An 18,844-nucleotide genomic window follows, 5' to 3' on the forward strand; every position below is an offset into this window, starting at 1 on the left:
CGCGCCGTTGTCGACCACGTAGCGCACCGCGTCGATCATGTCACGGTGGCAGTGCGCCTCCGGCCGGCCGCCCCTGGACTCCATCCAGGCCGGCACCGGCATCGACGCCCGGACCAAAGCCCATTCCGCGTCACTCATGTCGGTCTCGTAGTAGGACTCCCGCCGCCTTGGAGCGATCGCCCCGAACTGGTGGACGTAGCAGTCGCATTCCAGGGTGACGGAGTTGGACGTCTCGGGCACGGCAGTGGTCCACTGGACGGGCAACGGGTCTCCTCGGAGGGCTTGGTCGACTCAACCGTGTCCCTACCGAGGGGCCCGTTCTTTAATGCCCGCCACCCGCACCGCACGAGCGTCCGAACCGCCCCCGGCTACCGCTCGAACGCAATCCGATTGGCCACAACGCTCTAAGACGCAGCCTCCACTGGGCCTGCAGCCAGAATGGGAAGATTTCACCCCCGCGGGTCGCGTCCTGGCGATACCGGCAACTGAACCTTCCAACCGTCCCGAGCTCGCCCAGGCGGCGGACACTGGCGTGATCACTGTCGCGTGGACGCTTGCACCGTTTGAGTCGGCTGGCCCGTAGGGGGACGCGGACGGGGTGGCTGACTTTCTGGTGTGTCTTGTTCGCCCAGGCAGTTGAACGGGCAGCGGGTCCGGTTCCACGCGGGCGGCCGTGCGTTTTTGGCGTCGCTCCTCCATGGCCTGCCACGGGAATTGCTGCGCTGGATGCGGCTGCTGGTGCGGCCGGGCACGGTACTGCGCCGGCACCGCAACGTCATCGCCCGCCGACACGCTTCCCGGTCCCGGCCGAAGCGCGGAGGCCGGCCCTGCACCGTGCACTCGATCCGGGCGCTGGTGCTGCGCCTAGCCAGGGAAAATCCAAGTTGGGGCTATTTGGGGCTGTCGGCGCCTGCACGGTGAGCTGCTCGTACTCGGGGTGAAGGTGGCAGCATCCACGGTCTGGGAAATCTTGGAGGAGGCCGATGTCGATCCGGCGCCCGAGCGGGCCTCCAGCACGTGGGCGGACTTCCTGCGCTCCCAGGCCGACGCCCTGCTGGCGTGCGATTTCTTCGAGGCCGCGCTCTGTCCGGGGCCCGCTTGTACGTGTTCGCCGTGATCGAGCACGCGAGCCGCCGGATCCGGATCCTGGGCGCGAGCGCGAACCCGACTGCGTCCTGGGTGGTCCGGGCTGCGAAGAATCTCCGTGATGGACCTCGAGGACGCCGGCTGCCGGGTTCGCTGTCTGATCAGGGATCGGGACGGGAAGTTCCGACGGCCGTTCGACGAGGTGCTCAAGGACGCGGGTATCGAGGTGGTGCTCAGCGGCGTCCGGATGCCGCGCATGAACTCGGTCATGGAGCGGTGGGTGCAGACCTGCAGGCGAGAGCTGCTGGACCGTACGTTGATCTGGAACCAGCGCCATCTCCTGTGCGCCCTGCGTGAGTTCGGGACGTTCGATAATGAGCACCGGCCGCACCAGGGTCTTGCGAATGCCTGCCCTCTCTACTCGCTGCCCGCTCCGGTCGAGGACCCGGACCGGATCGCCCATCTGGACATACGACGGCGAGCGCGACTCGGCGGCACCCTCCACGAGTATCAACATGCCGTCCGACCAGCATGGAGGAGGTATTCGGCAAGCGCAGTGTCCTGGGTTCGGTTTTTGGCGGGGTGTCATTGCCGCCCGTGTGGTTCGGTGGCGGAGGTGACGGCTCCTGCGGGCCGCACTTACAACGGCGGTCTGCCCGCCGTTCTGCTGCTGTGGCTGCCCTGCCCTGTGACAGCTGACCAGGGCTGCGTGCTGAAGGGTTTCGCTCACCCTCGCGGGAGGAGAGAGGTGTCGTCCCGGCCGTCGTAGCGTGCTGTTGTGAACCGCTAGTGAAGTCGGTGGCCCACAACCGGTTCGGCGCCGGTGCGGTGAAGTCCCTGTTGGCCAGGTCTGGGGCGGGCGTGGCCTTCCGTTCCGGCGCGTGACGCCCTTGCGGCGAGGGCTGATTCCCGCGAGGTTGACCTCACGCATCAGGCGCTCGCCCCGCTTGCGGCCCACGTGTGTGCCCTCGCGTTCAGCTTGGCATGCACGCGCGGCGAGCCGTAGATCCCGCTGGCTTCTTGATCTGTGGCTTCGGATCCGAGTGGTACATCCTCGCCGCACGCTCACGCAAATCCAACGAGTACTTCGTGGGGGCAGCCATGGTCGATGTTCCTCCTGAGAACTATCTGACCCTCTGTCAGCATCTTCCGCACCCTGGGGAGTTAGGGGGTCCCTGACAGTGACCCCCTCATCAGGGACTCCCATACTCCCGTGACAACCGGTTTTGTTGGTGGTGCGCCGCCCAAGGGCAGAGTGAACGGCCCGCATACCGCGGCACTTGTGCCACCTGTCTCCAGCCCCTCCGCTGCACGCATCACCACCGCACATACCGGGTGCCGGATCACGGCGCCTGAAAGAAGGAAACCCCTCATGAGCAAGGTCGTTCTCGTCACCGGTGCCGGACGCGGTCTGGGCACGGACATCGCCCGTGAAGCCCTCGCCGCCGGCCACCAGGTCGTCGCCACCGGCCGCCGCCCCGACCAGGTCGAGAAGACCCTCGGCGGACCCCAGGACAACCTGCTCGTCACCAAGCTCGACGTCACCAGCCCGGAGGACGCCGAGGCCGCCGTCGACCGCTTCGGACGCATCGACGTCCCCGACTACGCCGAGTACCACAAGAACATGGACCGTGACATCCCGGTCCTCGTTCTGGAGTCTGCGGCCCAGGAGCACTGACCCGGCACAGCCGGTTCAGCCAACCGATCCCCGCTGCCTGTCACTCGCAGCACGGGCCTGGCCTACGGTGACCCGCGCCTGAGCGATACGTCCCGAAGCACGGTCCACCCGCTGGTGGCGCACCGTGCACCCGATCGGTCCTGTCGGCGGCGAGGAGTCCGAGCTCCTCCGGCGACGCGACGCCATTCATCACCACACAACCCCTGGCGCCGATACGGCACCCGGAAGGCGATCTCTCATGAGCAAGTCAATGTTCGATACGGGTGCTGGACGCGGTCCGAGCACGGACGTCGTCCTGGAGTCCGCCCACCAGGATGTCGGCACCGGCCGCCACTGCGAGCACGGTTTCGGACGCATCAGTGTCCTGGCCGACGACGCCGGGAACCTCGCAGGCTATGTAGCTGAGATCTCGCCCGCGCGGATGTGCTGGCCATACGCGAGCAACCCACTTCGGGGAGGGAACCCGAGGGTGTTCCCTCCGTTGCGGCCCAGTAGCCGTCAGCGTGTTCTCCGCCCCAGGCCGAGTCGGGAATCCCGCAGGCCGGCTCCGGCTCCGGCGCTCGGCCGCACCCTGGCGTTGGTGGGGAAGCCGTGATGCGCGATGGCTCGGGCACCGACTGGCTGATCGGGAGCGGAGCCGGACTGGTGGATCCGCTGCAGGTCGGGCATAAATTCGCACGGCAGGCGGTGCTGGGGCTTGAGGGATTCCCGATACCTCCCTTCGCCTGTGTACCCGCCGCCGTTTTCGACCGTGTGGTCCGTCCGGAGCTGCCCACGCCCCCCGACTCCACGTCTCCGGACTGGGGGACGTCTTCCGCCTCGGCGGTGGCAGAGAGGGCGCGAGCCCTCCAGAGTGTCGTTCACGGTCTGGAAGTGCCCCAGGAATTGAGGGAGGCGCTGGACCGCCGCTTCGACGAGCTCGCCGGACCGGGCGGACTGGTGGCGGTGCGCGCCTGTGTGGTGCCTCGGCCGGGCGACCAGGAGCTGGGGGAGGACTCGGCGCAGGACCCGTTCGCCGGCCTCAGCGACAGCTTCCTCTACGTGGGCCGAGAAGGACTCGCCGACCGGATCCTCTCGTGCTGGGCCTCCGCCTTCAACCCGGAGGCGGCGCTGTACCGGGCCCGGCAGGGGCTGGACCCCTTCAGCGCGCGGGTGGCGGTCGGAGTGCAGCGCATGGTCATGGGAGTGCGGTCCTTCGTCGCCTTCACCCGTGACCCCCGTGCCCCCCATGACAGTGCGAGGCGCTGCGTGATCGCGGCGGCTCACGGCATCGGCGAGGGCGTCGTCCAGGAGAAGGCGGACGTCGACCACTTCTTCGTCGATCCTGTGGCGTGGAGTATCGAGGCTCATGTCGTGGTCAAGAGCAGGGCGGTCGGCTGGGACCCGGCGCGACCGGATCAGGGCCCGGTGGCGGTGCCGGTCGACGCACGGCAGGCGCCGGCCCCGGTGCTCTCGGACACCGAACTGAAGGAGATCAGCACCCTCGCGCTACGCGTCGAGAAGCACTTCGGGGAGCCCCAGGACATCGAGGGGACCATCACCGAGGACGGCGGCGTACACCTGGTGCAGGCCCGGCCGATCGTGACCGCGCCGCGCGCATCCACAACCCCACCGGACCATAGCGGGAACGCCGGGGGGATCCTCTGGGACAACAACAACGTCACGGAGAGCTATCCAGGCGTCAGTTCCGCCCTGACCTTCTCTGTGGCCCGCACGCTGTACGAGTTGGGATTCGGCGACCTGTACCGGCGGATGGGCGTGCCCGCCCGACTTCTGGAACACAACCGGCCACTGCTGCGCCGGATGGTCGGACACCTCGACGGCCGGGTCTACTACCAACTGGACTCCTGGTACAGGCTGCACGGGCAGATCCGCTGCTTCCGGCCGCTGTGGTCCACCTGGGAACAGTCCCTGGGACTCGTGGAGAGCGGCCGCCTCAGTTCGGCTTCACGCCGACGCGGCCCGCTGCCGCGGCTCGCCGACGCCGTCCACCTCGCGGAGATCCTCGGCAGGCTGATGGCGCACCCCCGCCGCGTCCGCCGGTTCCTGCAGTGGTGGGACAGCTATCACCCGCAGTTCTCGGATGTGTCGGCGATGCGCCCGCACGAGGCGGTGGAGGCCTACCGGACCCTGTGGGCGCAGGTGTCCCGCCGCTGGGGTGTCACGCTGGTGAACGGGCTTTTTCTGTTCACCGTGACCTGGGCCGCCAACGGCCTGCTGCGCCGGTGGCTCCCGGAGGCGGGCCGGAGTCTGCTCAACGGCATGCTGGTCGGCGGACCCGACAACCGGTCCGCCGCGGCGTTGCGATCGGCGATCGCCCTGGCCGAGACCGCGGCCGCGTCCCCGGACCTGCGCACCGCCCTGCTGTCCGACCAGGACCCCGAAAAGCTGTGGCGGCGGTTGACGGAGCAGGGCCACGACGAGCCGTTCGTCTCGGCGATGCGCCGGCATGTCCAGCACTACGGCGACCGAGGGTTGCACGACCTCAAGCTGGAGACGCTGACACCGCGTGACCAGCCCTGGACCGTCCTGCACACGGTACGCGCGTATCTGCGGCAGGGACTGACCGTGGAGGGCAGCCGGACCGCCGGCCGGGAGATCCGCCGACAGGCCGAGCAGGAGCTGCGCGGCAGTTTGCGCAACCCCCTCAAGCGAGCGGTGTTGCGTGGAACGTTCGGGATCATGCGGATGCTGACCCGGGTGCGCGAGGACACCCGCTTCTGCCGGAGTCAGCTCATCGGTGATGTCCGCGTCCTGCTGATGAGGCTGGGGGAGGAACTGGCCGCGGCCGGCCGCCTGGACCGGCCCAGGGACGTTCTCGACCTCACTGCCGACGAGGTTCTGGGCGCCTTCGACGGGACACTCGCGGGGGCCGACCTCAGGGGACTCGCGGCCGTGCGCGCCGCCGAGCGGGCACGCTGGACGGCCGGGGACCCCTTGCCACCACGTATGACGACCGACGGGGACCTGCCGCTGGCGACCGCGCTGCGGTCCGTCACCGGCCAGGACGCGGCGCGGCAGGCAGTGCCCGAGGACGGCACCGCGCCATCGCGCCTGCTGACCGGACTGGCGTCCAGTTCGGGCACGGTGCGGGGCACGGCCAAGATCGTTCTTGACCCGTCGGTCAACGCCGACGAGTGCCAGGGCCGCATCCTGGTCGCACGTGAGACCGACCCCGGCTGGCTCTTCCTGATGATGACGGCCAGCGCCCTGGTGGTGGAGCGGGGGACGCTGCTCTCGCACACGGCCATCACCGGCCGACTGCTGGGCATCCCCACCGTCGTGGCGGTGCGCGACGCGACAAACCTCATCGCGGACGGCAGCCTCATCGAGGTCGACGGTTCCTCCGGTACGGTGCGCATCCTGGACGGCGCGTCATGATCCGCCGACTGGGTCGCTACGTCGGCGTGGCCTATCCGCCGAGGACGCAGTTGCCCCTGATGCTCTCCTGGGCCGTCGGACTGACCGCCCTCTTCGCCTGCACCGTCGGCACGGTCTCCCGCTGGCGCCCCGACGGAGGGCTGGCCATCACCGCGGTGACCCTGGTCGTCGACATGCTCCTGCTCCGGGCTCTCGACGACCTCCGCGACCACGGGTACGACCGCGAACACCATCCGTCCCGACCGCTGCCCAGCGGGATGGTCACGCAACGGGACCTGCTGACCCTGGTCGCCGTCGGCACCGCCGTCCTGCTCCTGCTCAACGCCCACCGGGGCATGGTGCTGGCGGCGCTGGGTGTCCAACTCGCCTACGGGATCGGTGTGATGACCCTGGAATGGCGGACAGGCAGGCCGTCGGCCGACAGGCTGGGACTCCAACTGGCGCTCAATCTGCCGATCCAGACCCTGCTGAGCCTGTATGTGTACGCCGGTTTTCTGAGGGCCGAGCAGCAGCAGCCGAACCTCGCCGGGCTGATGGCCGTTGCGGCCGCCACATTCGGCGGACTCTGCCTGGAGCTCGGCCGGAAGACCACCCGCCGCCCGCGGCCGGGAGAGCGGACCTATGTCACGGTGCTCGGTCCGGCGCTCACATCGGCCGCTGCCGTTGCCGCCGCCGCGACGGCCACGGCCATCGTGCTGGCGATCACCCAGCCATGGCGTCCGGAGGCCGCCGGATACGGCTGGGGGTGGTTGCTGCTGATTCCGCTGCTCCTGCCGGCCACCGCCGCGGCCCGCTTCGCGGCAGGTGCCACGGGCTGGCCGGTGGCACTGACCCGCAACTATCTGCCGGCCATGTACGCCAGCTTCCTGGCGGTCGGCCTGCTCACGGAAGGAGGGCTGCGGTGACCCCCTACGCACCGACCACCGACGACCCCGGTTTCTGGACCCTGCTCGGACCCGACTTCGCGGGCAAGTCCACCGTGCTGGATCGACTCCACGACGACCACGGCTGGCGCGTGGTGTCCTACGACGACCGATATCTGGAGCAGTACCCGCTGATCGCACGACTACGGCAGCGCTGGATCGACGACGCCTTCCTGTGGGCCGGGGAGCGCTACTCCCCGGAACTGGTGCTGTCCGTGCTGCACACCATCGTGCTGCACCTGCGCGACCAACTCGCCCGCTCCACCGGGCCGGAACCGGTGATCGTCGACTCGTACTTCTACAAGCTTCTCGCCAAATGCCGCCTGCTCGGGCTGGAGCACGACCCCACCTTCGACCTATGGCGGCTCTTCCCCCGGCCGAGGGGGGTGCTCTACCTGGACGTCCCGCCCGAGGTCACCTGGGCGCGCAGCGGTCAGGGAGCACTTCTCAACGCCTTCGAGCAGCGCCCCGGAACCGCAGGCCGGGCCGGCTTCCTCCAGTTGCAGTCCGAACTGCGCGAGGCGCTGTTGAAGGAGGTCGGCGACGTGCCGTTGACCGTCATCGACGGCTCGGCCGATCCGGACACCGTCATGGCCGACGTACTCGCCTCCGTGCGGACGGAGGCGCTGCGGTGACCGCGACCGAGCACCCGACGACCGGGGGGTCGCAGGCAAAGGAACGGCTGGCCGAACTCCTCGCCGAACGCGCCGCCTGGGTGGGCGGCCCGCCTCAGGATCCCGCGGCAGGGCCTCCCGCGGAGGCCACCGTCGTGGTGCTCCTGCGCTCCTTCGACCTGGACAGCCTGGTCAACGGTGCACGTGAGTTCGCGGCAGGCCTTGCCCCGGCCGAGGCGGACGCCTGGCGCCGATCCTGGACCCGGACGCTCTTCCTGTTCGGCAACCCCGCCAACCTCACCGAGCGCACACCGCCCCGCCTGGTCTCCCCGACCGGGACCACCGCCTGGCTCGGGCCCTATGCGCCCCAGCATCTGCCCGGCCCGATCCGGCTGTACAAACCGGTCTCCGGGGTTCTTCCGGAACTCCGCCCGGACATCGAGATCGCACCTGCCGAACCCCCTGCCGACACGCCTCCCACACCCGGCGGCCCGTGCCGGCCCCTGCACATCGCCGTACGGGACCTGAAACTCGCCGACTACCTCATCCACCTCCACCACGCCCTGAGCGAGTCCGTACTCCAAGGCCGCCTCCGGCCGGACGAACGTCTCCGCCTGATCCACCGCCCGGACCTCGGTGTCGAAGCGGCCGGGGGAACGCAGGGCTATGCCCGCGTCCACCAGGCGGCCGACGACCCGGAACGGCTCCGTCTCCACGTCTGGCTCTCCGACACGTCCCACCACGGCCGCCACAGCCCGACCGACCACAGGTAACAGCACCACTCAACAGCGATTGGACGGCGAGGAACCATGGACATTCCCGACTTCACCGATGACGATCTGGCCCGCCTGGCGCTCTCCTCAAGGCTGCGGAGTCTTTCGGAATCGCTCAGGACGGCGGTCGTCGCGGAGGACCGCCCAGCCGCCGCGGACGGCGGAGGCGGGCTGACCGCCGAGCTCAGTTCGCTCCTCGCGACCGAGGTCCCGCTGCTCGAGGAGGCCGTCGCGAGATATGCGAGGAGCCGTGGCGAGCACGCGCAGGACCTGCCGCCTGCTCAGGACGTCGACGTGGCGGGCGCCTTCCACCCGGCGGACCCGGCGGCGGAGGCCGCCGCAATCGACGCCTGGTACGCACTGCACGCGCAATTGGAACCGCTGGCACGCGTCCGCGATCCGTTCAGCCGACTGCTGAGCGGGCGCAGCCCCCTCCAACAGGACTGCCTGATCTGCCGCAAGTACGCGGGCGAGCCGGTGCCGCCCTGGGCGGGCTTCGCCAAACCGCCCGGCGGGCACATCATCGATGACGGAACCTGGCGGGTCGGACACGGCCCCACTCCGTACTGGCCGGCCGGGACCCTGCTGATCGAGTCCCGCCGGCACTTCCTGGACCACGCCGGTTTCGACGCCCACGAGGCCGCCACCTTCGGTCCGCTGGTCCAGCGGCTCACCGATCCCCTGAAGGAAGCCACCGGAGCCTCCCGCATTCATGTCTTCTCCTGCATGGAGGGCACCGAGCACTTCCATACATGGCTGGTGCCCCGCACCGAGGGGAAGCAGAGCGGGCGGGGCTTTGTCTCCGATCCCGGATACTGCACCCCAGCCGAGGCCGAGGACGTGATCCGCCGTCTCAGGACAACGCTCGACGGCACGGTGGAACAGCGATGACGGCGAGTGCGTACGCGGCCGACGCCCTGGCGTCCGCCACCGCACAACAGCGCGGATGCCGCATCCTGCTCGCACCGGTGCCCGTCAGCCCCACCAAACCGCTGACGCCAACCCACCTGAAGTACCTGCTCTCCCTCGACATGCTCCACCGGGCCACGGCCACGTTCGCCGATGTGACCTTCGTGTACCACCACACCGCCTTCGCCGGGAGCCAGCAGGTGGCCGGATTCTGGGAGTACCTCGACCGCTGCCACGCCGACGTGGCACACGAAGCCCTGAGCGAGGAGGAGATAGGCGAGCTGTACACCGCCTACAACCGGGCCGGGCCCGCACCGGAGGCCGACCTGTTACCGGTGGTGCGGCGTGCCGAGGCAGGCTGGACCCACCCGGTGACGGCACGTCTCCTCGACGTCTGGGAGGGCCACTACCGGCTGCTCGGTATGGCCGATCCCGGACTGGGCCGCACCGGCCCGGAGTTGGCCTCCGAGGCCGCAGTCCTGGATCTCCTCGTCAGCCGGAACCTGTGCATCGACGCCCGGGGGCTGCGAGCGCCCGCCTATCTGGACGCCACCGCTGCGGGGCTGCCGCTGCGGGCCGTTACCAGCCCGGACGGGCAGGCCAACTACCTGCTCTACCTGCTCCGCCAGTTGGTGCCGCTCCTGGACAGCCACGACCTGGTGGTACTGGCCCATGACGTCGACCTGCGCACCGACTACCAGACGCTGGCCCATGTGTTCACCGCTCTCGGCGCCACTGTCGTACGGTTCGAGGTCCCCCGGGTCCCGATCGACGGAGTCGTCCGGTCGACCAGGTTCGGTGGCTGGCAGGGCCACACCCTGGGGGCGTTCGCCGGTGCGCTGGTCGACGAGTTCGGCCCCGAGGCGTTCCAACTCGGCCTGCGCCTGTACCTGGTGGCCGGTCTGGGCAGGACAGCCCGCTCGTCCTTCTCGCTGGGGCACCTTCGGCGATGGATGCGCCGCGCAGTCCGGCTGCTCGACGAGTCCGGCGGCCCCCTGCCCCCCGCCGGCTCCGAGCACCGCACCGCCGGACGGTTTCTGGCTGCGAGGGCAGGGCGGCGGCGCTACGCGGATCCGTACCTGCTGGCCACCACCTTGCTGGGCCGCGATCCCGCCGTGCCCGCGGGCGAGCTGCTCCGCGTCGTCATGGGGTCACTCCCGGACCGCGGGGCTCCAACAGACATGGAGAGGTGACAAGGAATGCCCACCCCGACGCGCGGCACCGCCCTTCCGGAGTCCGCCGCGCAGCTGAACTTCTCCCACACCGTGGCCCGGGAGATGATCCACCGCCGCCACCTCACCGAGGTCTTCCTGACCGACGTGCTGCAGGTGGATGCGCAGAGCTTCGTGGCAGCCGCCGTGCTGCCCCCGGTGCATCCGTACTACACCGGCCGCACTCATGCGGCCGGGAGCCCTGATCCGATGCTCCTGCTGGAATGCTGCCGACAAGCCGAGACCTATGCCGCGCACGCCTTCTTCGGTGTGGAGACGGGCGCCGGTTTCGTCCTGCGGAACTGGTCCCTCGAAGTCTCTCCGCAGGCCTTCGCCCCCGTGCCGTCCGGCTCGAATCAACTGTTCATGACGGCCGTTGCCGAGCGCCGCGGCCCTGCCGCGACCAGAGCGCACGGCATGGTCTACGAATTCCGGCTGTGGCTGGCCGACACCCAGGTCGGGCAGGTCCGGATGGACGTCGGCTACCTGGCCAAAGACGCCTACGCGTCCGTCCGGTCGCGCAGGCGCGGGCACCCTCCGGCGATGTCGGACGAGCAGCCGACGGCCGGGGCGGGACAGCCGGTCGATCCGGCCAGGGTGGGGCGGACCAGAACGATGGATGCCCTGTTGAGTGACGTCGGTGTCGCTCGGGGCGCCCTCACCGCGACCTTGCGCCTCGCCACGGACAACCCCAGCTACTTCGACCACCCGCAGGACCACGTCCCCGGGATGGTGCTGACGGAGGCGGCCTGTCAGATGGCGGTGTTGGCGCTGGAAGAGTGGGGCGGCATCGCGCCGCGCCTCGGCGGCATCGTCGCGGTGGAGTCGTCTTTTCTCGCATTCGCCGAGCTTGACGAGCCCGTCGTCCTCACGGCGGCGCGACCGTCAGGCGGCGGAGGCCGGGACGTGGCGTCGGACGGCCGTGAGCGCGACCGAGCAGTCGAGGTGACTTTCTACCAGCGAGGGGCGGAGATCACCCGCACGAAGGTCGTCATGGCCACCAGCTTCCGTGCGCGGCCCACGAGTCCGGGGTGCCTCGGATGAGCGGCACGGACCGTGCGGCGGTCGTCGCCGGCCTGGGGGGCTGGGTGCCGCGCACGGTGGTGACCAACGATGAACTCGCCGCCCTCCTGGACACCGACGACGAGTGGATCCGCACACGTACCGGCATCCGGCAGCGCCATGTGATCACCCCGGGCGAGGCCACCGGCGACCTCGCCGTCGAGGCGGGGAGGCGGGCACTTGAGTCCGCCGGCCTGGTGGGCGTCGGTGCGCTGGTCCTTGCGACCAGCACACCGGACCGGCTGAGTCCGGCGACCGCGCCCGAGGTGGCGAGCCGACTCGGACTGGGCACGGTACCGGCCTTCGACGTGGCGGCCGTGTGCGCCGGCTTCGTCTACGCCCTCGCGGCCGGGGCGGGGCTGATCGCGACAGGAGTCGCCGAGAGCGTACTGGTCATAGGAGCCGACACCTTCTCCACGATTCTCGACCCGGCGGACCGTACGACCAGAGCAATCTTCGGCGACGGGGCAGGGGCCGTCGTACTGCGGGCGGGATCCCTCGATCAGCCGGGGGCGCTGCTGGGCCTGAGCCTCGGTAGCGACGGCAGCCGCAGCGACCTCGTCGAGATTCCGGCGGGCGGCTCACGGCAGCGCTCCACCGGCCTGCCCGTCAAGTCGGAGGACACCTTTCTCACTATGCGCGGGCGAGCCGTCTTCGCCGAGGCGGTGCACCGGATGTCCACTTCGGCGCGGGAGACCGCGGCGCGGGCCGGGTGGCCGTTGGAAGAGATCGACCGGTTCGTTTTGCACCAGGCCAATGCCCGGATCATCACGGCGACAGCTCACCGGCTTGCGCTGCCCGCCGAGCGTTTCCTGTCCAACATCGACAGGGTCGGCAACACGGTCGCCGCCTCGATTCCGCTGGCGCTTTCCGACGGTGTCCTCTCCGGCGAGCTCAGGCCGGGACACCGCGTGGTTCTGGCCGGGTTCGGCGGCGGACTCGCATGGGGGTCTGTGGCCCTCGTCTGGCCGCACATTGCGCACCCCGGAAATCAAATCCTCCCCGCACCACCAGCTGACCAGTCAGGAGCGCGAAAATGAACCAGTCACAGAAAATAATCGCCGATATCATGTCAGATCATTTCAAAGTGGACCGCCAACTGATTCACTCCGATGCGACGTTCGCGGACATCAGGTTCGACTCCCTGGTTCTCGTGGAGCTGGCGCTCGTTCTGGAGAACGAACTGGACATCAGGGTGGCGGACGGCGAACTGCGCGACCACATGACCATCGCCGAAGCAGCTGAAGTGGTGGCGGCGAAGAAGGCCGTGCTCTGATGACGGGCCCTGCGCGCCCGTTCGAAGCGGCGATCACCGGGCTCGGGCTGGTCACCCCCGCCGGTATAGGAGTCAAGGAGAACTGGGACCGCCTGTTGTCGGGGGTCTCCTGTGCAGCCACCGACGAGGAACTGCGCGGTTCCCCGGTCGACTTCAGCTGCCGGGTGCCCGGATTCGATCCGGACGCCCTGCTCGGGGGATTCTCCGCCTGGCAGCTGGACCGGTTCGTGCAACTGGCGATCGCTTCCTCCCGGCAGGCCGTCGAGGAGGCTGGCTGGGATCCCGCCACCTGGGACGGTGCCAGGGTCGGCGTCGTGCTCGGCAACTCGCTCGGCGGGATGCAGTCCCTGGAACAGCAGCACGGCAGCCTGCTGGAGAAGGGACCGCGCATTGTCTCCCCGCTCCTGATCCCCAGATTCATGGTGAACATGGCCGCCGCACAGGTCGCGATCGACGTCGGTGCCCGGGGACCGAGTCTGGTCACGGCGACCGCCTGTGCCTCCGGCGCCACCGCGGTGGGCACAGCACGGGAACTTCTGCGCTCCGGGGCCTGCGATGTGGTGCTGGCCGGAGGGACCGAGTCCGCGCTGACCCCGCTGGTCATGGCCGGGCTCGGCAGGATGGGCGCGCTGTCCGGGCGCGGGCGGGAGCCGGAGAGGGCGTCCCGCCCCTTTGACGCCGACCGTGACGGATTCGTGGCCGCCGAGGGCGCGGGCGTCCTGGTCCTGGAGCGGATGGCGGACGCCCGGGCGCGCGGCGCGCGCATCCGGGCCGTTGTCCGGGGGTACGGCAGCTCCACCGACGCCTACCACCCCACAGCGCCCGATCCGCAGGGCCAGGGCATCGAACGCGCGCTCAGGGCCGCGCTGGCCGACGCGCAGCTCGGCGCCGCGGATGTGGATCACGTCAACGCGCACGGCACCGGGACTCCGCTGAACGACGTCACCGAAGGGCGGGCACTCCACCGGGTGCTGGGCGCCCGGCCCCTGGTGACCTCGGCCAAGGGCGTCATCGGACACACGCTCGGCGCGGCCGGCGCCATCGAGGCCGCGTACACCGCGCTCGCTATCGAACACAACAGTGTTCCGCCGACAGCCAACCTGACCCGGCTCGATCCCGAGCTGGAGCTCGACGTGGTGAGCGGATCTCCCCGCAGCGCCCTCGTGGACGTCGCCGTGAGCACCTCGCTCGGCTTCGGCGGCCACAACGCGGCACTGGTGCTCACGACCGCCTGATCAGCACCCGCCCGGAACAACCCCCTTCCCATCTGGCGAACCATCACCCGGAGGTACTCATGAACCCCCTTCAGAAGATCCGCCTCGTCGCACTCGACAGTGACGGCGTACTGCTCAACGACACGTACAGCCCCGTCATCGAACGGTTCGTCACCCGGCACGGCGGCGAGTACACCGCGGCCGTCGAACGCGGAGTCTGGGGCTCCCCCCAACTGGCGGCCGGCCAGAACATGGCCCTTGCCTGCAAACTCCCGTGGTCGGCCAAGGAGACCATCGGGGCGTTCTTCAAGGAGCGCGAGGAATATCTCAGGGAGAACCCGGTCGAGTTGATCCCAGGCACCGAAGAACTCCTCGCCACCCTGCGGGAGGCCGGCGTCCGCGTCGTCTGCTACGGAGGACGCAACCGCGAGTACACCTTCGACACCCATCTCGGCCACCTCGCCGAGTACTTCGACAGCGAGATCCCCTACGTCGACGTCAACGACTTCCGGCCCGGTACCAAGGAGATCGTCCGGGACATCTTCGGCTACGAGTTCGACGAGGTCGTCTTCGTCGACGACATCAACCGCGTCGCCGAGGTCACCAAGAGTCTGGGAGCCGGATTCATCGGTGTACCGGCCTCCTTGCCCCACAACTTCCAGCGCGCGGAGATGGAGGCCACCGGCGTGCGGTACATGGTCGACGACATCCGGAAGATCGATTCCGGGCTCCTCAGGAAGGTGGACGAGGAGCTCGCCGCCGGCACCCTCTGGGCGGAGCCGGGCTCCCACCGTACGGCCGACCGCGCGGGGCGGGTGGCCGGATGAACGTGCCGGACACGCTTCCCACCACCCGGCTGGGTGTCGACGGCCCGCCCGTGGGGGTCCAGGGACTCGGCTGCATGGGTATGAGCGAGTTCTACGGCCCCAGCGACCGGAAGGAGTGCCTGAATACCCTGGAACGGGCGCTGGAACTCGGAGTCACCCTCTACGACACCGCCGACAACTATGGCCATGGGCAGAACGAGAGGCTGCTCGCCCCGTTTGTGCGGGCCCACCGCGACCGGGTGCTGGTCTCCACCAAGTTCGGCTTGGTGCGGAGGGCGGACGATCCGCACTACCGGGGGATCGACAATTCTCCCGGATACCTCCGCACCGCGGTCGAGGGCAGCCTGCGCCGGCTCGGCACCGACACCATCGACCTCTGTATCGCCCACCGCCTCGATCCCCGGACGCCCGTCGAGGACACCGTCGCCGAGATGGCCAAACTGGTCGACGAGGGCAAGGTCCGCCTACTGGGCCTGTCCGAGGTGACGGGCGAGGAACTGCTCCGGGCCAACCGGGTCCATCCGATCGCCGCCGTGCAGTCGGAGTGGTCGCTGTTCTCCCGGGACGTCGAGGCCGATGTCGTCCCGGTGGCCGCCGAGTTGGGAGTGGCCCTCATGGCCTACTCACCCTTGGGGCGGGGATTCCTCGCCGGAGGATTCACCAGCGCGGACCAGCTCTCCGCCGACGACTACCGCCGGACGATGCCCCGCTTCACCGGGGAGAACGCCCAACGCAACGCCGAGATCATGGCGCCACTCCACCAGATCGCCGCGGCCGGCGGGGCAACGGTGGCTCAGATCGCCCTGGCCTGGCTACACCACCGGTCCGCCGTCCACGGATTGCCGGTTGTGCCCATCCCCGGGACGCGCAGCCCCGCGCGGGTGGAGGAGAACAGCGCTGCCGCGACCCTTGTCCTCGGAGCCGATGAACTCGCGGCCCTGGAGCCCATGGCAGCACGGGTCTCCGGCTCCCGTCTCATTGGGCTGAACTTCACCCCGCAGTCAGAGTCTGACCGCAGCGGTTGCCCGGCATGAGCGAGTACGTGTCCAGCGCTTGATGGCGCAGTTGGGTGGACTGTCCGCCGGCTACTCCGCGGAGGAGGTACTGGTCTGCGCGGCGAGCGCCGTTCACGGCCGCCGCGTACGACCGAGTCAGTAGGGCCTGTGCGGCACTCTTCGGAGGGATGGGAAGGTGGCTTCCCCGAATCCGGCACCAGGGTTCGTCCTGCCCCACCATGACGGCATGACTCTGCAGTCAGTGATCAGGGTTGCGCAGTCCGGCCAGCAGGATAACGAGCAGGTGTTCGGTTCGGTGGAGTGAGGCGCTGCTTGTGCGGGTGAGGAGCTGGTAGAGGACGGAGCCGATGAGGGCGTCGGCGACCGCTTCCACCTCGACGTCGGCGCGGAATTCGCCGCTCGTCACTCCCGCGCGCAGGCAGCTCACGACGGCCTCGTGCTGCGCGTGGGTGTGGTGCTGGTACAGGCTTTCGGCGTCGTGCGGGCTCTCGGCGGCGGCAGCGGTCAACGCCAGGATCATGGCCGCATGGCGCGGGTCGCCGACCGATGTGGCGTAGGCCCCGAACCAGGCGGTCAGCTGTTGGGCGGCGCCGTCGGTGGTCGGCCGGAGAGGTAGGCGGATGCCGGGCGCCGCAGTGAGGAAGCTGTGCAGGACGGCATCGCCGACGAGGGCCGCTTTGGAGGACCAGCGGCGGTAGAGCGTGGGTTTGCCGACGCCGGCTGCGGCAGCGACCTTCTCCATCGACAGACCGGCATAGCCGTCGCGCAGGAGAACCTCCCGCGCCGCGTCGAGGATGGCCTCGTCCCTGGCCGCGTCCCGGGGCCGCCCAGGCCGCCGCACCTCATCCATAGCCGCCCATCCTACGAGAGGTACACTCCATAATTACGAAACGTATCGTAACGCTATATAGGAGGTGTCCGTGGGTGCAAACGTGGTCGTCGTCATCGGTGTGGGCGGCATGGGACAGGCCATTGCCCGGCGCCAGGGCAGCGGCAACAAGCTGCTGCTCGCCGACTTCAACGAGGAGACTCTCGCTTCCGTCGCGGATCTCCTGCGCGGGCAGGGACACGACATCGTCACACAGACGGTGGACGTCTCCTCACGCTCCTCGGTCGCTGCTCTCGCGGACGCGGCGGCAGAGCTCGGCCCCGTGGTCCAGGTCGCGCACACCGCGGGCCTCTCTCCCGTTCAGGCCCCCGCCGCCGCTGTCCTGAAGGTGGATCTGCTCGGTACGGCGCTGGTCCTGGAGGAGTTCGGGCGGGTCGTCGCGCCCGGCGGAGCTGGCCTGGTGATCTCCAGCATGGCTGGTCACATGCTGCCCGTCCCCCTGAGTGCGGAGCAGGAGCAGGCCCTCGCCCACACGCCCGCCGACGATCTGCTGAACCTGCCCTTCACCGACCCGGAGGTCGCGGGACAGGCCGCCTATCCGCTGGCCAAGTACGGCAACCGGCTGCGCGTCCAGGCCGCCAGTGCCTCCTGGGGCGAGCGGGGAGCCCGGATCAACTCCATCAGCCCCGGCGTGATCGCCACCCCCATGGGACAGCAGGAACTCGACGGGGACAACGGCCAGTTCATGCGCGCCATGATCTCCGCGTCGGGAACCGGCCGGCTGGGCACTCCCGACGACATCGCCGAGGCCGCCGCTTTCCTCCTCGGCCCTGGCGCCACCTTTATCACCGGCAACGACCTGCTCGTGGACGGCGGTGTCGTCGCCGCCATCCGCGCCGGTCGTCTCGCTCCGGTCGCCTGACTCGGAATACCGGGGCACAGCGGCACTCCCGCACCCCAGCCATCCTCCACCTCCCCGAACGACCAGCAACTGTCGGCCGCCCCGCAAGTGCCCGCATGTATGAGGAGAAACCATGAGCATGGTTCCGCCCCCGTTCGACCCCGAACTCGCCGCCGTTCTGGAGGTTGTCGCCGAGACGCTTCCTTCGACCTTCACGATCGACATGGTGCCCGCGATACGCCAGGGCATCGCGGCAGCCAGGCCAGATCCGGAGGCACTGGACCAGGACGGGTTCTTCGAGGTGGAGGACCGGGTCGTGCCGGGCCCCGAGGGTGCGCCCGACATCTCGCTGCTGATTGCCCGCCCGGCCGTATCCGCCGGTGCCCGCCCGGTCTTCTACCACGTCCACGGCGGCGGAATGGTCCTCGGCGACAACCGGACCGGGACCGACATGGTGCTCGGCTGGGCGCGGGAGCTGGACGCGGTGGTGGTGTCCGTGGAGTACCGCCTGGCGCCCGAGAACCCGTACCCGGCTGCGATCGAGGACGTCTACGCCGGTCTGGTGTGGACGGCGGAGCAAGCGAAGGAGATCGGCGGCGACGCTGAGCGGATCGTCATCGCGGGAGCCAGTGCGGGCGGCGGCCTGACCGCGGCGCTGGCTCTGCTGACGCGGGACCGCGAGGGTCCGCAGCCGATCGGTCAGCTGCTGATGTGCCCGATGCTGGACGACCGCAATGACACGGTGTCCAGCCACCAGATGGCGGGCCTGGGAGTGTGGGATCAAGCCTCCAACGAGATGGGCTGGACCGCGCTGCTCGGCGACCGGTGCGGCGGCCCGAACGTGCCCGCCTACGCCGCTCCGGCCCGGGCCGAAGACCTGTCCGGACTCCCTCCGGCCTTCCTGGACATCAGCTCTGCGGAGACCTTCCGGGATGAGACCGTCGCGTACGCCTCGCGGATCTGGCAGGCGGGCGGGGTCGCCGAACTCCACGTGTGGCCCGGCGGTTTCCACGGCTACGACATGATGGCACCGCACGCCGAGGTGTCCCGGGCGACCCAGGCGGCACGACTGCGGTGGCTGGGCCGGCTTCTCGGGGAGTGAGGAACGCGCAGCTCACCGCGCCATGAACGGATGAGAGAGCTT

General features: G+C 69.5%; 16 protein-coding genes and 2 pseudogenes. 16 read left to right on the forward strand and 2 right to left on the reverse strand.

Translation table 11 applies throughout. From position 1 onward, the window contains the following. Positions 1-264: transposase (locus tag ACH4TV_RS40805; protein WP_398406422.1), on the reverse strand; the 264-nt coding region annotated here is incomplete at its 3' end. A 462-nt stretch (positions 265-726) separates the two neighbouring features. Between ACH4TV_RS40805 and ACH4TV_RS40810 the strand changes: the two are divergent. The 14 genes and pseudogenes from ACH4TV_RS40810 to ACH4TV_RS40875 all read left to right on the forward strand — a co-directional run. Next, positions 727-1,606 (forward strand): annotated as a pseudogene (locus tag ACH4TV_RS40810) (integrase core domain-containing protein); the annotation flags it as partial. 852 nt (positions 1,607-2,458) lie between these two features. Next, positions 2,459-2,683: pseudogene (locus ACH4TV_RS40815) on the forward strand (SDR family NAD(P)-dependent oxidoreductase); the annotation flags it as partial. A gap of 675 nt (positions 2,684-3,358) precedes the next feature. Further along, positions 3,359-6,145, forward strand: coding sequence for a PEP/pyruvate-binding domain-containing protein (locus ACH4TV_RS40820; protein ID WP_398406423.1), 2,787 nt, complete (start codon positions 3,359-3,361; stop codon positions 6,143-6,145). After that, positions 6,142-7,050: a hypothetical protein gene (locus tag ACH4TV_RS40825; RefSeq protein ID WP_398406424.1), complete on the forward strand. Its 909-nt coding sequence runs from the start codon at positions 6,142-6,144 to the stop codon at positions 7,048-7,050. Before ACH4TV_RS40820 ends, ACH4TV_RS40825 begins: the two co-directional genes overlap by 4 nt. Continuing rightward, positions 7,047-7,703: a dTMP kinase gene (locus ACH4TV_RS40830; RefSeq protein WP_398406425.1), complete on the forward strand. Its 657-nt coding sequence runs from the start codon at positions 7,047-7,049 to the stop codon at positions 7,701-7,703. Before ACH4TV_RS40825 ends, ACH4TV_RS40830 begins: the two co-directional genes overlap by 4 nt. Next, on the forward strand, positions 7,700-8,455 hold the full coding sequence (locus ACH4TV_RS40835; protein ID WP_398406426.1) for a DUF6182 family protein: 756 nt from the start codon (positions 7,700-7,702) through the stop codon (positions 8,453-8,455). Before ACH4TV_RS40830 ends, ACH4TV_RS40835 begins: the two co-directional genes overlap by 4 nt. A gap of 36 nt (positions 8,456-8,491) precedes the next feature. Continuing rightward, positions 8,492-9,346 carry an HIT family protein gene (locus ACH4TV_RS40840; protein WP_398406427.1) on the forward strand — a complete coding sequence of 285 codons (855 nt, stop codon included), beginning with the start codon at positions 8,492-8,494 and terminating at the stop codon, positions 9,344-9,346. Then, the gene (locus ACH4TV_RS40845; RefSeq protein ID WP_398406428.1) at positions 9,343-10,557 is read left to right on the forward strand and encodes a hypothetical protein; all 1,215 of its coding nucleotides are present in this window, start codon (positions 9,343-9,345) and stop codon (positions 10,555-10,557) included. Before ACH4TV_RS40840 ends, ACH4TV_RS40845 begins: the two co-directional genes overlap by 4 nt. A 6-nt stretch (positions 10,558-10,563) precedes the next feature. Then, entirely contained in the window at positions 10,564-11,619 is a 1,056-nt protein-coding gene (locus tag ACH4TV_RS40850; RefSeq protein ID WP_398406430.1) for an AfsA-related hotdog domain-containing protein, read from the forward strand. Then, positions 11,616-12,677 (forward strand): beta-ketoacyl-ACP synthase III, encoded by a 1,062-nt coding sequence (locus tag ACH4TV_RS40855; protein ID WP_398406431.1) that lies wholly within the window; start codon positions 11,616-11,618, stop codon positions 12,675-12,677. Before ACH4TV_RS40850 ends, ACH4TV_RS40855 begins: the two co-directional genes overlap by 4 nt. Further along, the gene (locus ACH4TV_RS40860; protein WP_398406432.1) at positions 12,674-12,913 is read left to right on the forward strand and encodes a phosphopantetheine-binding protein; all 240 of its coding nucleotides are present in this window, start codon (positions 12,674-12,676) and stop codon (positions 12,911-12,913) included. The genes ACH4TV_RS40855 and ACH4TV_RS40860 overlap by 4 nt, the downstream gene beginning before the upstream one ends. Further along, positions 12,913-14,148: a beta-ketoacyl-[acyl-carrier-protein] synthase family protein gene (locus tag ACH4TV_RS40865; protein WP_398406433.1), complete on the forward strand. Its 1,236-nt coding sequence runs from the start codon at positions 12,913-12,915 to the stop codon at positions 14,146-14,148. The genes ACH4TV_RS40860 and ACH4TV_RS40865 overlap by 1 nt, the downstream gene beginning before the upstream one ends. 59 nt (positions 14,149-14,207) lie before the next feature. Next, positions 14,208-14,954: an HAD family hydrolase gene (locus ACH4TV_RS40870; protein WP_398406434.1), complete on the forward strand. Its 747-nt coding sequence runs from the start codon at positions 14,208-14,210 to the stop codon at positions 14,952-14,954. Next, positions 14,951-15,988, forward strand: a complete 1,038-nt coding sequence (locus tag ACH4TV_RS40875; RefSeq protein ID WP_398406435.1) for an aldo/keto reductase — start codon at positions 14,951-14,953, stop codon at positions 15,986-15,988. Before ACH4TV_RS40870 ends, ACH4TV_RS40875 begins: the two co-directional genes overlap by 4 nt. Positions 15,989-16,208: 220 nt before the next feature. On the opposite strand, the gene ACH4TV_RS40880 is transcribed toward ACH4TV_RS40875, so the two are convergent. Beyond that, the gene (locus ACH4TV_RS40880) at positions 16,209-16,820 is read right to left on the reverse strand and encodes a TetR/AcrR family transcriptional regulator (protein WP_398406436.1); all 612 of its coding nucleotides are present in this window, start codon (positions 16,818-16,820) and stop codon (positions 16,209-16,211) included. Positions 16,821-16,890: 70 nt separating this feature from the next. Here ACH4TV_RS40880 and ACH4TV_RS40885 point away from each other — a divergent pair, with 70 nt between their 5' ends. Together ACH4TV_RS40885 and ACH4TV_RS40890 are read left to right on the forward strand one after the other, a co-directional pair. Continuing rightward, a complete protein-coding gene (locus ACH4TV_RS40885; RefSeq protein ID WP_398406437.1) occupies positions 16,891-17,721 on the forward strand; it encodes an SDR family oxidoreductase in 831 nt (276 codons plus the stop codon). 112 nt (positions 17,722-17,833) lie between these two features. After that, positions 17,834-18,802, forward strand: coding sequence for an alpha/beta hydrolase (locus tag ACH4TV_RS40890; RefSeq protein ID WP_398406438.1), 969 nt, complete (start codon positions 17,834-17,836; stop codon positions 18,800-18,802). The last annotated feature ends 42 nt before the right edge of the window (positions 18,803-18,844 follow it).

Origin of the sequence: Streptomyces sp. NPDC020898 (genome assembly GCF_044333925.1) — a bacterium.
Classification (GTDB): Bacteria; Actinomycetota; Actinomycetes; order Streptomycetales; family Streptomycetaceae; genus Streptomyces.